Annotated in this window: 14 protein-coding genes, 1 tRNA gene and 1 pseudogene; 4 read left to right on the top strand and 12 right to left on the bottom strand. The window is 61.3% G+C overall.

From position 1 onward, the window contains the following. Positions 1 to 209: 209 nt before the first annotated feature. The 9 genes and pseudogenes from ACSIH6_RS17340 to ACSIH6_RS17300 all read right to left on the bottom strand — a co-directional run. Positions 210 to 347 (bottom strand): DUF6248 family natural product biosynthesis protein, encoded by a 138-nt coding sequence (locus ACSIH6_RS17340; RefSeq protein ID WP_435109343.1) that lies wholly within the window; start codon positions 345 to 347, stop codon positions 210 to 212. A 74-nt stretch (positions 348 to 421) separates the two neighbouring features. Beyond that, a complete protein-coding gene (locus ACSIH6_RS17335) occupies positions 422 to 649 on the bottom strand; it encodes a hypothetical protein (protein ID WP_435109342.1) in 228 nt (75 codons plus the stop codon). Between the two features lie 1,347 nt (positions 650 to 1,996). Then, positions 1,997 to 2,569 (bottom strand): hypothetical protein, encoded by a 573-nt coding sequence (locus ACSIH6_RS17330; RefSeq protein WP_435109341.1) that lies wholly within the window; start codon positions 2,567 to 2,569, stop codon positions 1,997 to 1,999. A 116-nt stretch (positions 2,570 to 2,685) separates the two neighbouring features. Next, positions 2,686 to 2,758, bottom strand: a tRNA-Ile gene (locus ACSIH6_RS17325). Positions 2,759 to 2,909: 151 nt separating this feature from the next. After that, positions 2,910 to 3,215, bottom strand: coding sequence for a hypothetical protein (locus tag ACSIH6_RS17320; protein ID WP_435109340.1), 306 nt, complete (start codon positions 3,213 to 3,215; stop codon positions 2,910 to 2,912). Beyond that, positions 3,196 to 3,591 carry a hypothetical protein gene (locus tag ACSIH6_RS17315; protein WP_435109339.1) on the bottom strand — a complete coding sequence of 132 codons (396 nt, stop codon included), beginning with the start codon at positions 3,589 to 3,591 and terminating at the stop codon, positions 3,196 to 3,198. Before ACSIH6_RS17315 ends, ACSIH6_RS17320 begins: the two co-directional genes overlap by 20 nt. 498 nt (positions 3,592 to 4,089) lie before the next feature. After that, the gene (locus ACSIH6_RS17310) at positions 4,090 to 4,407 is read right to left on the bottom strand and encodes a hypothetical protein (protein ID WP_435109338.1); all 318 of its coding nucleotides are present in this window, start codon (positions 4,405 to 4,407) and stop codon (positions 4,090 to 4,092) included. 498 nt (positions 4,408 to 4,905) lie between these two features. After that, the gene (locus tag ACSIH6_RS17305) at positions 4,906 to 5,235 is read right to left on the bottom strand and encodes a hypothetical protein (RefSeq protein WP_435109337.1); all 330 of its coding nucleotides are present in this window, start codon (positions 5,233 to 5,235) and stop codon (positions 4,906 to 4,908) included. A 1,126-nt stretch (positions 5,236 to 6,361) separates the two neighbouring features. Next, positions 6,362 to 7,426 (bottom strand): annotated as a pseudogene (locus tag ACSIH6_RS17300) (IS1380 family transposase); the annotation flags it as partial. Between ACSIH6_RS17300 and ACSIH6_RS17295 the strand changes: the two are divergent. The 4 genes from ACSIH6_RS17295 to ACSIH6_RS17280 all read left to right on the top strand — a co-directional run bounded on the left by ACSIH6_RS17295 (position 7,322) and on the right by ACSIH6_RS17280 (position 11,499). Then, complete coding sequence (locus ACSIH6_RS17295) at positions 7,322 to 7,846, top strand: helix-turn-helix domain-containing protein (RefSeq protein WP_435109336.1); 525 nt, start codon at positions 7,322 to 7,324, stop codon at positions 7,844 to 7,846. The pseudogene ACSIH6_RS17300 and the gene ACSIH6_RS17295 overlap by 105 nt on opposite strands. A gap of 51 nt (positions 7,847 to 7,897) precedes the next feature. Further along, on the top strand, positions 7,898 to 8,335 hold the full coding sequence (locus tag ACSIH6_RS17290) for a hypothetical protein (RefSeq protein ID WP_435109335.1): 438 nt from the start codon (positions 7,898 to 7,900) through the stop codon (positions 8,333 to 8,335). Continuing rightward, a complete protein-coding gene (locus ACSIH6_RS17285; protein WP_435109333.1) occupies positions 8,332 to 9,294 on the top strand; it encodes a hypothetical protein in 963 nt (320 codons plus the stop codon). Before ACSIH6_RS17290 ends, ACSIH6_RS17285 begins: the two co-directional genes overlap by 4 nt. 2,049 nt (positions 9,295 to 11,343) lie before the next feature. Continuing rightward, positions 11,344 to 11,499: a hypothetical protein gene (locus tag ACSIH6_RS17280; protein ID WP_435109332.1), complete on the top strand. Its 156-nt coding sequence runs from the start codon at positions 11,344 to 11,346 to the stop codon at positions 11,497 to 11,499. A 335-nt stretch (positions 11,500 to 11,834) separates the two neighbouring features. Here ACSIH6_RS17280 and ACSIH6_RS17275 read toward each other — a convergent pair whose 3' ends face one another. From ACSIH6_RS17275 to ACSIH6_RS17265, 3 genes are all read right to left on the bottom strand, one after another. Continuing rightward, positions 11,835 to 12,122, bottom strand: a complete 288-nt coding sequence (locus tag ACSIH6_RS17275) for a hypothetical protein (RefSeq protein WP_435109331.1) — start codon at positions 12,120 to 12,122, stop codon at positions 11,835 to 11,837. A 45-nt stretch (positions 12,123 to 12,167) separates the two neighbouring features. After that, on the bottom strand, positions 12,168 to 12,401 hold the full coding sequence (locus ACSIH6_RS17270; RefSeq protein ID WP_435109330.1) for a hypothetical protein: 234 nt from the start codon (positions 12,399 to 12,401) through the stop codon (positions 12,168 to 12,170). Between the two features lie 434 nt (positions 12,402 to 12,835). Next, positions 12,836 to 13,147 (bottom strand): hypothetical protein, encoded by a 312-nt coding sequence (locus tag ACSIH6_RS17265; RefSeq protein WP_435109329.1) that lies wholly within the window; start codon positions 13,145 to 13,147, stop codon positions 12,836 to 12,838. Between the last annotated feature and the right edge of the window lie 324 nt (positions 13,148 to 13,471).

Genomic DNA, 13,471 nt, shown 5'->3' with positions numbered 1-13,471 from the left:
CCTCCAGAGGGAACAGGGGGCGGGCTGATGCATACTTGGCCGGGGCGAGGGTGGGTCGCTGCGTGAGCTTGGCCTTATTCGGGGCTGGCGCCCCGGGCACGGGGCCGGTCTAAGCGCACGAGCAGCGGCATCACCACACGCACGGGTTGCTGTCGGGGCGGAATAGGAAGCGAGCCATGATTCCGCGAGGGCTTTTCCCAGTGCGTCCGCTAAAGAAAGCCGTTCGGGTAGGCGCGCTCCATGGCCGGGTGGTGGGCGGCGAACGCGTGCTGGCGCACCCACAGCGCTTCCTCTTCGGGCTTAGGTGAGGGGTTGGCAACCATGTCAGCGATACCGAGCAGAATCATGTGATGCAGTACCAGCCAATCCGTTCCGCGCAGCTTGGCCCAGTCCGTAGAAGGCATGGGCTTGGGCGGGCGTCTCACCCCGTCCCCTCGAACAGGGTCGGCTGCATCGGGTCAACCGGCTCGGGCAAGTGCGACACCGCGGTCTGGCACGGGCACTTGCAGATGTAGCGGCCACAACATCCCTGCACCCACAGATACTCGCGGGTGATGGGACTGGTATTCGGGCCGATCGGGTGCAGGATCTGTGTCTCTGGGCGGCGAAACCGCCGCCAGTCGGCGAAGTCAGCGTTCCAGATCTCCACGCATGCCTTCGGGTTGCGCTGGCACCGTCCTGCGGAGCAGTCGTCGCATACCCACAGGCATGGGCACGTCTTGAAGGACAGATTCATCGGGTTACACAAGGGCGTGGCTCGGTTGGCTCCACCGCGGTGATAGGTGCGGTGGACGTTGTCCATGACCCAATTGGCCTGTTTCGGGGCGATCACTGCGTCCTCTGGTTCGCCTGGACGATGACATGCTGGAGCCGGTTGATGTCCCGGCCGCGCTGACCGTCGGGAGTATGCAGCTGCGTCACTGCGACATCTCCCCAGCCGAACGGCTGGGCTGACCGTTGTCCCTGCGTTCTTGAGGACCGTCGTGGATAGCATCGGAGTACCGGGCTTGCCCGTAGGCGTGGACCGGGGTGAGTCCCCACCCAGTCTCACCGGTGAGGCTGTTGCACCAGTGAGTGAGGCCGCTGGATGCGGCCCTACGCAAACTGATGTGTCCGGGCAGCAAAGGCTCCAACGCCTGCATTTGCGCCTGGTCCAGTCGCTGACGACGCCGGTCGGCGTTGTCATCTAGGGCCTGTGTGGCAGCGCGAAGCTTGACCTGGCGATCACCGAGGGGGCCACCAGTGAAGTATCCGTCTCCGGTTATGGGGCGTGTGACCACGTAGGCCAGGTAGGGCAAGGGGGCACGCAGCGCTCGAGCCGTCTCCAGTAGGCGCAAGCATCCTACGACGAAGGCCGCGAACTCCTGGTAACTTTCGAAGTCACATCGTGTGATTTCAAATCGGCCAGTGGAACGCAGGATGGTATGCGGGGTCCAGGCCTGCTCGTCTTCCACGGTGACCTTCGGCGCCCTAGGCAGATCGTCGGTGACTGCTCCGGCGACGCAGGTGTAGGGTCTGCCATTGTCATGGCCCCGAAGGCGCAGCACGCACATGGCAGTGGAGTCGACCACAGACATGCGGGGCGGTACAGGTTCAGCCATGGTTAGTTCCTCATGCGGTATGGGTCAATGAGTTTGGGTAGCTGGAATGGTGGCTCTGCACAGTGCGGGGGTCGCACAACCCTGGATGAACGCGACTTCGTTGTCGGGCTAAGTACCTATGTGCATCCGCAGCCTTAGTGTGGCGTCGAGCCAGGGAGCGGCAACCATGCGGTTGGCCTGGTCGTGGCTAATGGCCTTGAAAAGAACCTTCATAAGGTCTATGGGGTTTCAGGGCCATGGCCCTCATAAGGAATAAGGGCTGAGCGGAGGGTGCCGTGGTTGGACTACAGGGCTGGAATCCCTAGCTTGATGTTAACAGCCACTACGTGCTTATTCATGAGAGCCATGTGCTTGACCAGAGCATCAATAGTGCTGTGGACGCTGGTTCCCCAGGGTTAGCGGGTAATGCTGGGTACGATCAGCATGCCGAAAACCATGTTGTCGCACGCACACTTGCCGGTGTCGATACACATGTCCAACTTGCAGTTGGGGCACCAGGGTAGTTCGTCAAAAGTGGCGTTGTAGTAGCGCTGATGGAGAAGAGCTTTGGCCGCCGTGGCTAGGCGCTGCCGGGTCTCTTGGGCCTTCAGGTACAGATCCTGCCTCTTGCGCTCTTTCTGGCAGACAAGTTCCTTGGCCTTCAGAGCCACATGCAAGGGCTGAGGAAAGATCCCCTCGCCGAAGGGGCGATCGATGACCTCACCCGCCGGAGTGGTCACTGTCCACTTGGGACCCAGGAAGCTTTCGGTCCAGCGCAAGTCGATCCCTGCCGCCAACTCCACCGCCCCAGAGAAGAAGCCGGATCGGTTGTAGTCGCCATGGTGAACAGTGACCTCCACGCCCATGACCATGCAGGCACGGGCCACCGATTCCAGGTAGGCAGGGTAGTTGACTGCGGCCGCAATCACACGCGCCACGGAGATCCTCGAAGAAATACGGGAGGAGTTTAAGATCATGTCGTTCTTCATTTACGAAATGCTTTCTCTACCTTGCTGCTATTGTAAGATATTTAGAATTTATTAGATCCACTCGAAGAGTCTCCATTCCCTACGGTGGAGTCTCCGCTGTGATGGCATTTCCTACGTCACACCGGTGGGGCTCGAACCCACGACCTACCCCTTATAAGAGGGCCGCTCTGCCAGCTGAGCTACGATGTGTTTAAATCGCACAAACAGATTAAAAACGACAGTCATGAGCCGCATCCGTTGCAGAACTCGGCATCACTTCTGAGTACCGCGAGTTCATCCAACATCTACCGCTTGCTTCCCAAGGAAGGGGCCGCCCCGTCTGGGGCGGCCCGGAGCTGGTTCAGTCCTCGGGCTTCTCGAGCGGCGTCTGTGTCGCTACGGCAATCTCATGAAGGAGCCGCTCCAAGACCTCACCAGGAGCATGTTCAACCAGAGAACTGGACATCATGGACACCGTCCGCCGCAAAGTCGCGATGATGCGGCGATCACGCAGCTGGCGCCGCTGGAGATTCCGCTCGCTCAGCTTGTTCTCGGCCCGACCGATCGCATAGCCAATGAGCAACAGACTGAGAGCAGCCAGCAAAGCAAGCACGTTGTCAACAGCGAGTTCGGAGTAATCCTGTGCGTCAGACACTTCGAGCACCACCCAGGCACTCATCCGTGATGTGATCCGCCGCCGCTTTCCTGGTCTGCAGCTCGTCGATGTAGAAGGTGGATGGAAACCCGCAAATGCGGCAGCGGAAGCGAGTGCCGCCCTGGAGCAACTCGTATGCGGTGGACACCTCAGGCCCGCGGTCGGTCGTCGCTACGCGCGAGGTGTGCACTTCCAGCGAGGATCGTGGCGGTCGCGGAGACCGTCCTGGTGCCTGCTCCTGGGTAATCCCGCGTCGGCGCTCCAAGCGGCGGCGTTCGGCCAACATGGGGGGCAACACGTTGGGCGGCGTCGCGTACATGCGCATCGCACGCTGTATACAGCTCTCCAACACATGCAGTACGCCCGCCTGCGCCGCCAGGTAGACCATGCTCTGTTCAGTAGGAAGCGGGGGGAAACCCAGTCTCGTCAGTCGGGTGATGCTCGCCTGGGCTTGCTGGAAGTGGGCAGGGGGTCGGCCGTCCTGAAGCTGGCCGGGTGGTGCAGGGAGAACGTTCTGCTGGGTACGACTATTGTGGTGCACGGCCCTCTCCTTGCTCTTGTACGTGATTGGGGCCTCGCCCTCGCCTCGACTACGACCTCGGGGCAGGGCGCTTTCTCTGTACTCAGGTGACATCGACCCGGTCGCGTCGTGACCCAGGCTTTGGAGCAACCCTTGACCAGTCGGGGTAGTACGCAGCGACTACGCCGGTCTTCCACTATCCGAGACCGACTGACTGTGGTTTCAGGGTCCGGATCAGAGGTTGGGTGTTGTCCACGCTCTTCTCGAAGGCAGTGGCCTCGGCTAAGCGAAGTCTCACAGCACTTCAATGGGCACTGTTACTTTCAGGAGGCACACCATCCTTCCTCAAGCGCGCAGTAGAAGTGATTACTTGTCTGCGTAGAGGCGCGCGTCGGTGAGTAGGTCGTCCTTGGTGCGGGTCGGCAGAGCCAAGATGTTGTTGACGCGGTCAAACACCTGCAATTGCGCGTCCTTCAACAGGCTGGTGGCCGAGTTGTGGGATTCGGCGATGGGTTCGGCCAAGACGGCGAACCCTCCCTCGTGTGGTGTGATGGTCCGTGAGGCCGGGTCGTGACGGGTGACGTGCTTGTAGGGCACGCCGTCCTCGTCGTGCGTCAGGATCTCCTGCACGATGGCGAAGACCAGGCTTGCCCCCGATTCCTCGTGGGGGTTGCGTAGAGCCACAGCGATAAGGCTGCCTGGGCCATACCTCTGGCCCGCTTTGTCTAGGGCGAAGGTTTCACCCTTGCTTTTGGTTGCGCATTTAGTGTCAGGCGCGACGTTAGTAGTGAATTTTGTGGACATGGCTCTCCTTTTGAGATTCAGCAACGTGCGATACCAACGAGAGCCCGACCACAAAGGGACCATATCGATATCCCTACCAAGGTCATATGCCCGAAACTAGATTTCGCGACCTTTGATGAGGGCGTGGAGGGCAGCTTCTCTTACCAAAAATATCTCCGTTCGCAGCTCCGCTGCGATAGAGACTCGATGGCTCGCAAAGAGAGCAGGCTTGCATCCGAAGAAAATAAGAGCCCCGCGGGGCCCTTATAGCCACGAGGCCGCGACGGTTGATTTCCAACCAAGCTTTCTTGTGTGGAGCCAACCCGCTTTAGGTGCGGCGCCGTGTTTTATTGGTGCGCACGTCACTGACGACACGAGCTGATCGTGCACACAGCGTGGTCATTTTTTCCCATGAAAGCGTTTTAGCGACTTTTCGACGTGGGCCTGCAATGCCTCTCGGGCGCCCTTTGGGGAGTGGTAGTCTGCTGCCAGTTTGTCAACATGGCTGCTGAGCTGTTCGAGAAAGAGCATGTACAAAGGATCAGCCAGTCCCCGTTCAGCGCGCTCTATCAGCTCGGCGATGTGGGCCTTGTCCGCGTCGAGAGCTCCGGATACCGTGTGGTCCAGCGACCATATTTCGGGCTTAGGAGTCTCCCAGATCTCAGTGAGAACCTGCCTCTGCTGGGCATTTCCCTGGAGGCGCTGGCTTGCTTTTCGCGCACTGGACATACGTCATCTCCTTCAAATGGAAAAGCTGGACAAAGAGTTGGCCATCTCCACCAACAAGGCTCCCTAGTAGGAGTGGAAGCAATAGATAATGGCGGCGGCCTTGGCAGTGAAATTTCATGCACCAGCATTGCTGTTGAGCAGAGATCTCGCTGGTTTTGCCTCTAAGGCACGTCGATGCAGCCCTTCCTCGGGAGTCGAGCGTAGGTGTTCAGATTCGACGTTTTCCAGCAGGAAGGCGCGATGTTCTTTCTCGCCAAAGACATCTCCGTTCGCAGCTCTGCTGCGATAGAGGCGCTCATGTTTACGATTCGTTCAGGTCATCACCGACAAAAAAATAAGGGCCCTTCCGGACCCTTGGCTTTGATGAAGTTCGGACACCAGCTGCCATCCTTGGAAGCTCACGCAGGCTAGAGTCACCCAAGTGGTGAGGTTGCCAGCCAATCGCATGTGGATGTACGTAGGGGGTTGGCAGTTATGAGCACAGTTGACGAGGCAGGCTGGAACACGGGGAGCGGGCTACGGGGCGGCCTAGTAAGGGCTTTGCGCCTGACGGGGACAGTGCAGGAGGCGTTACGGAGTTAGCCGAGGATTTGATGCCTACACGGCTGCCGGCGCTAGCCGCAGTGTTGGGGTTCCCCGCTCCGCCGACGGGTGCGGTACTGAGCCACGTCGCGGTCCGGCGCGGTTGGTCGCACTATGACGACGTCAAGTATCTGCGGAACGCTTCTCTATTCGAGTTACCAGGACGAGACGACCGGCATCGAGGTACTGGCGGCTGCTGAAGCAGGTACGGGGGCAGATGCGTCAGGTGATCGAGCGCAGCCCCAGTAGCGGGCTGCCCGATGAGGAGTTTTGCCGGGTCCTGATCGAGGTTGCAGGGACAGTGCCTGCTACTGGGTTCGTCACCAGGCAGAAGCAGGTCAGCGGCGCGTTGGTCAATGGTATGGAACGTTAGCCTCGATCTTTCATGACGCCTCGTGGGCTCGTTGCGGGACCGTTCGGGGTTGACCGAGCCATGAAAACCCGGTTGCGGGCATGACGATGTCCCGACACGCTCGGGTGGGCTCCGGAATCCACGGCCCCCAGAAAAGCTCTCCTTCCCCTCGTCTGTGCAGACGAGAGACGGTCAGACGGGAGCAGGTAGCGGTCGCAGACGGATGATCGCGTCGGTCAGCAGCTGGACCCATGGCCAGGAGCGGTTCAAGCGCAGCAGGAGTCTGCGCCCGGTGGCCGCAAGCCGGGCGGGGGCCGAGAACAGCCGCAGCCGCTGGCGTTTGGGTTCCCACCACCGTGCGGCCTGCCCGGCCAGGGCGAGCATCTGCGCCCAGGCGATCAGGTCCAGTGCGAGCATGACCAGCTCGGCCCAGATCCGGTTGGCGGCGAAACTGTGCAGGGGCAGGTTGGCCAGGCCGGTGTCCTTCGCGCAGCGGATGCGGTCCTCGGCGCGGGCCCGGCGGCGGTGACGCAGCTCCAGGTCGGCGAGCTGACCGGTCGCCGTGTTAGTGGCAAAGCAGGTGAGGCGGTTGCCGTCGCGGTCGGTGACGCGCAGCTTCGCCCCGGGATGGGGGCGCTCCTTGCGCACGATCAGCCGCATCCCGGCGGGCCAGCCGAACAGGACGACCATGCCGGTGATCTCAGCGAGGAAGGCTCCCTCGCGCACCTGGTGGTCGGCGTCGTAGGCGGGTGTCCACGCCTTGGCGGGCACCTTGGTGATGGCGGTGTGGATGTGGTCGGTGATGGTCATGCCGACCGAGTAGGACAGCCACCGCCCGCGTTTGGTGAGCCAGGTGAGGAAGTCGTGGGTGCCTCTGGCTGTGTCGGTGCGGATCAGGGTCTTGCGGCCGCGGCGGTGGGCGCGGGGTAGTTGCCGCAGCGCGGCCGCTGCGGTGGTGATGTGGTCGGCGGCGGTGTTGGCTCCGGCGTTGCCTGGGCGTAGCAGCACGGCCAGCGGCTCGCCGGTACCCTGGCTCCCGTGGTCGGCGAAGGCGCAGATGGGGTGGAAGCCGAAGGTTTTCTTCCAGGTGGGGGCCGCGTTCTCTTTGTCGGAGTGGGCTATGACGACGGTGGCGTCGATGTCGATGACGACGTGGTCGTCCCCGCTCGGGGGTGCGTGGCCTGCGGCCAGGGTCCAGGCGCGGTGTCGGGTGGCGGCTCGGGCGGTGCGGATCGCTTCGGTGGCCTTGTCGGGTTCGGGGCGAGGAAACGAGCCGCCGGGGCGGGCGCCCGGAACCGTCTGGTCTTCGTCGACCGCCTGGTGGCCACCTTGATCCACCTGCGTCACGACCTGCTGCACGCGGTCCTGGGCCTGCTGTTCGATATGGATCGCTCCACCATCACACGTGCCGTTGATCAGATCCGCGCTTTGCTGGCCGAACGTGGGTGCGCGGTCCCCAACTGTCCAGAGGTACGTTTGCGCACCTTGGAAGACATGTTCGCCTACGCCCAGGCCGAAGGCGTCGAACTTTTGAATCGTCCTTGCTGCAGCGTTGAGGCATCGCAACAACCCCGGAGCTGGAGCAGGATGACCCGTGGTTTCTCATCGGGCACGCCTGTGGTCCCGGTCCGTACCGGGGCACAACGGCTATCAGGCTCGAGGCCGACTTTCTGCTGAGACAAAGAGGACAAACTTACATTTTTGGTAGGGTTTCCCAGGCACATGAAAATGATCGAGCCAGTGAGGGAGCGGGCGCCGATGGGTGAACAGCGCGATGTCGAAGAGGCTGCCCCACAGAGCCCAGCCAACCCGAAGCAAGTGACGGACCGTAGCCGGGTCGCGATCAAGATCCGGCTGCACCCCGACACCAAGCAGCGGGTGGACTACTGGGCCAAACGGCACGGCCTCCACTCGGCCAACGAATACATCACCGAAGCGGTTGAGGAGAAGATCGCTCGGGAGAATCAGGACTATGACCTGCCAACTCTGGAAAGCAGGCGTCTGGCCCAGATCCTCGACGAGGTCAGCGCCTTGTCAAGCAACGTGGCCAACCTAGAGCGGGTATCCATCACCGGCTTTGAGGCTCTCTTGGGTCTAACTCGTGGCGATAACTACCTGCTCGATGCCGAGACCGGTGAGCTCAACGGAGGAGGGAACCAGACGTGAGCCTTTTCGAGGAGATGCTCGCGAAGGTCAAGGAGCAGCAGGCTGTTCCCGCGGTCGACGAGGTAGCCGAGGGCATGGGGCCTGTGCCGGGCCTGCGTAAGGATCGAGGGGACGACCAGCAGCACGGTCACGACCGGTTCGCACAACATGGTGACTCCGACGTAAACCGCGCTGAAGAGGAAGAGAGCGAATCCAAGCCGGACAGCAATGTGGCCAAGAGTGCAACTGCACCTGGCCTGTCGCAGCGCGAGGATCGGCCCAAACCGGTGCCGAGGACGCGGGAGGACACAGACTTCCCAGAGCCGCCCTCGGTACCAGTGAAGGACAAACAGGCTCGCAAACACCCGCGGCAGAGTGTGGAAGTACCAGACAGCACCACAGTGACACACCGGACATCGCGTTCGGGCACGGGCGAGTTGGCGTTCCTAGCGGGGTTGGCGTTCGCACATAGCGCTGAGGAGACCGCCGTCAAGCGCTTCCCGAAGACGCTTGTGGAGAGCTTGCGCTCACTGTTAGGGGGCCAGACTGGCCACAGCTTCGCCAAAGAGTGCTCTGCAGCGCAACTGCTTACCGCTTTCGTTGTCGCCCAGCTGGGGACGAATCTGGACGGCTTGGACGAGAACACCGCTAAAGCGGTCGCGGCTTTTCAGGCGATGGAGCCGCGGCTTGGCGCGATCGAGGACGGGGTCACAGGCCTCGACGAACAGGTGGATCGGATCGTCGCGGGGTTAACCGGCATGGCTGGACGACTGGAGAGTGTCGAGAAGTCGATCAGAGCAGTGGAGCTGGGCCATGCCTTCGTTCTCGCCGACCGGTTCGTCGCCTTCAGGACGCACGGCATGACGGAGACGACTGCCGAAATCGACCATCCTAAGGCGCTCACGATGCGCGAGACGTTGCGCAGGCAGGCCGAAGCGCAGCACAAACTTCAGCGGCAGCGCGACGGCCGTTCGTACTGACTTATGCCGTTGGCTTAACGCTCTGCTGCGGTGCAGCGCTTGCAGATGTTGGCGGCATCGCGGGCGGGCAGGTAGAGGTCAACGGTAGCCCCGCAGCGGGTGCCGAGTCCGACGTACCCGATGAGGATGTGAGGGACTGTTCCGGACCGGAGGATCCCGTACCTTGTAGTGGCTCCGTCCTCACGGTCCTTGCGAAGTGCCTCGAATTCGGATGCTTCGCGCGGGCTGAGGTCGCGGGAGTCGACCGCCCGGTGGGGAGTGTCTTCAGGAACGATGCTCACTAGATGTCTCCAGCACGTAGGTTCAAGGGGAATCAGACTGGCTTGGCTCGGATGGGTCCACACTAGGTTTTGGTGACGAACCGTTCGGGGCCGCGTATCCGCGCTTGGCCCACAGGCATGGAACTGGCCGTTGGCGCGGGAGAAGAGTAGCGCTGTCCACCCCGAACAGCAGGCCTCGGAGCGCGTCAGGCGATCCATGGCACAGATGGATCAAAGGGCACCCGGCGCCGACGGCCCGTTACCTCGCCCCACTGCGAATCTAGTCTCAGTGGTAGTGCGACACGGCCGCTCCCCAGGGGTAGGCCAGCTCTCGACGAACGCGACCAGGTGGTACCGGGAGATGCCGGTGCGCAGGGATGCACCACAACCGCACGATCGGCTTTGATCACCACGACCAGAGCCATGCCACGGCCCTCGAGCAAAGTTCCACCCGCTGTCACACACCAACTCGTAAGCCCTCGCTCAGAAGCCCGAATAGTCTTTTAGGAAAAAGGGAGGCCGCCCCGCAAGGACGGTGCAGGGCGGCCAGTCTGATGGGTGTGCTGCTTCCTGTGCTGGTCATATATGGCAGCGGTTACAGGCACATAGCCCACAGGAAAAAGGCATACAGAACGTGCGGCGGCACCGTCCACGTTGTGTCGTGCTTGGCAAGGTTCATCGCACTCTCTTTGAAGCCGAACATGGCCAAGCTACTGGATTGGAAAGCCGTCACGATAGTCAGGCAGCAATGAAGTCGCGAAGCCCTGTCACCATGGCCAGCACACCTGCGGTGACACCGCGGCCGTGAACCGCCTGCAGAGATTTTTGCGCTACGCCTGCTCAAGATGGGGCGGTGTGGCGATCTGGTTTGGCGCGGTCAGTCGCGCGCTTGTAGTCGGCCTCGCCGGCACCTAGGTACGCAGGTGCGCAGACTCCGATCAACTCCGGGGCAGCCCTAGTGAAATACATAAGGTGCCTTCAGGGAGCTGTGGATATGCGTGGAGCTTCAGGCGGGGATATAGTCCTGGAGTTACAGGCGGTGGACACAGGAAGCAATGGCGAACAGATCACCAGTGCAGTTCATGTGGACTGACCACCCGGTCTGGCTAGGGGGTGTACATGACCTATTACTCATGTTTAATGGCACCCCTCAGGCGCGACTCAGATCATATGGAGCGCTGAGTTCTGCGAGCGTCCCGCTTTTGTTCACGCCACTTTCTGGCAAGCACGTCAGCACACCGGGGGTCGAGTTTCTCCCCCTTTCGGTAGTGGCGGCGTGCCGCAGCTGGGGTACCGCATTCGGGCACTGGTCGATCTTTGCGCGGCGGGTTACCTGGCTTTCGTTTGGATGCGGCGTCGCATTCTTTACACAAACCTCGTAGGTATCCTCGGTCCCTTCCGAATGCGGTCAACGGTTTGTCTTCCCCACAGGGGCCGGTGCATTTTTTGGTGTCGTCATGGCCATCTAGGTCGAGAATTTCCACGAGAAACACCACTTGGTCGGGGGCTAGTTCGCGTTCGGCACGGTTGCGAACACGGTCTCGGAGCTTGCGAAGCCGACGATATTTGGCAGCAGTACTGGGGGTGGTGTTAGTCATGATTATTTCCGTAAGATGCCACGTGGTCTAGGTGTGACTTGTAGTTCTTCGTCTTTATCAGCTTCCGAGGAGTGACCGGGAGTCTCTCCAAGGTGCTCAGGTCGCTGTTTACGGAGTCAACTGGGTGTTCCACCGATCGACGGCATGACGTCACCCTTTGTGGGAAGAGAGCGGTATAGCTCTGGGACGAGATGTGGTTCGGCATCGACGCAGGTAAAGCTCACCACGGGGGCACTGCCATCGACAACACCGATGCCAGTGTGTGGACACAGAAGTTTCCCAGCGACGAACCTGCGATTCTGGACACCCTGCTCCGAGCCCTGGTGCTCGCCGATGAGGCGCTCTGAAGCAAAGGCACCACGGGTGCCGCGTCCCCGCGGGGCTTCGCCCTGATCACAGCCCATGGTTGTCAACCGATGAAGGTCCCCAGACGCACTAGTGTCTACTCTGGGGAGACCAGAACCGGCGCCCGCTACGCCTAACGTCGTCGTTGAGAAAGTTCACCACCCCAGTGCTTCCGGACCCGTCGATGTGCCAGCCAAAATTGTCCGGGCTCTGACCCTGCTAGCCGCCTACAGCAACAAGGATTGGCCCCACTGTCGGGCCATAGGGGTCGTGCATGCTTGCGTGCTTGGGCAGATGTCCGTTTTGATGGTCATGAGGGCCTTCGGAGAGCAAGGGCTCAGGCAATCTCGCGGGTGAACCCGAGGCGCTCCAGGTCACTCACGGGCACAGCGTCGTCGTCGGTGACCCCGTCCTCTCCCAGTACCTCCACTGCCGGGCGGCCGTTGACGGTGGTGAGGAGCGCGTGCCCGGTGCGGTGGGGCATCTCGGTGTAGGCGGTGGTACTGCCGTGGTCGTCGGTGTGGACCCAGCGGGTAGCGGTGCGAGGCGGGATGATCTGGTAGTCGTTGAGCCCGTGCTGATCGAGGATGCGGCGGGCGGCGGCGAGGGCCTCGCTGGTGGTCACTGGGTACTCCTTCATGTGCTTCGGTCGTAGTCGGCTAGGCGGGAGTCAGCGCGTGTGGATAAACACTCGGTCGTGGTCGGAGAGGTCGTGTAGCTCATCCCACCAACGGTCGAACTCCTCCTGGTCCTCGGAGTGGGCGAGGTCGTTGACGACGTCATAGACGCCGTCCAACCTGGCGACGTCGGCGTTGACGTACCAGGGGCTGGCCTTAAGGCGCCTAGCGATGCTGTCGCGACGCTGTTCGAAGGCCAGGTCATCATTGTGGAAGAAGTCAGACACGTCGATGCAGCCGCCCCAGGGGGGAAGGCCGTCAACGATGCGTTGTAGTGCGATCCGGGGAGTAACGATGTGGTCAGTAGTGCACGGCATTGCTCTCTCCGTCGTTTGGGGATCCCATCATCCAGTGCTGAGCTCGTAGGCGTCATACTCCTCTGGGGTGCGGGCCGGGTGTTCCTCACACAGCGGCCCTCCATCGGTTGGCTCCCCGCATTTCTCCCCGTCGACCTGGTGCACGCATCGTGGGTCGGGGGCGGGGTCGGGTTGCAAGTACCAGTAATCCTTCCAGCTTAACAATTTTCCTTTCCGACCTACCCGGATTTCGCGGAAAGCATGCACGCCCTGAAACTTGAGCCACACCCTGCGATAGGAACCGTTGCGCCTCCTCGCCGGTGAAATGATCTTCCATCTCAGAGTCATAGCATTCCCGGTGGATGTTACATGGGGGATTGGCCCTGAGCTTCGATCAACCGCACACGGTCAGCGAGTGCTTGCACCCGCGGACGTATCTGCGCGGTCGATCCTGTTCCGAAGCTGGTCAACGCCGCCACAATCGTGTCGAGCTCCGCCGAGGTGAACGAGGAGCGCAGGAGAGGGCCCGCCTCGGTTTCTACTTCGGTACGGGAGCGAAAGGTGATGGCGCCGGGAGAGACGAGGGCAAGTGCGCCCTGGTGGTAAGTGGCATACCAGGTGCCACCCTTATCGTCCAGGAAAGTGGAGCCGACATCGGCGAGCCGGGTGAAATCCATGGGTAATCCTTGCTGGTCGATGGCGAAATGATGGCCGAGTATGACAATGCCAAATTTGGATTGGTCGCCAAACTTTTCCCCGTTCCCCGCGCAAGCGGGGAAGAAGGGTCTGCCAAACTAGAATCACATATCAATAATTGCATGGACAACCACGATACCAGCAGGCGACACAAGGGACTAACGACACTTTGTGCACAGCCATGCACACGGTATCCTCGCCAATTCCCAGCACTAGTCCACCTGTTTATTGCGGGATCCATGGAAGCGACTAGATGGATTATGCCTAGGGAATACTCAGCCCCACCCGGCGTGAGGAGCACGGGC

The sequence above is a fragment of the Nocardiopsis synnemataformans genome, assembly GCF_965343085.1.
GTDB lineage: Bacteria > Actinomycetota > Actinomycetes > Streptosporangiales > Streptosporangiaceae > Nocardiopsis > Nocardiopsis alborubida.
This window is presented reverse-complemented; position numbering and strand designations above follow the sequence as displayed.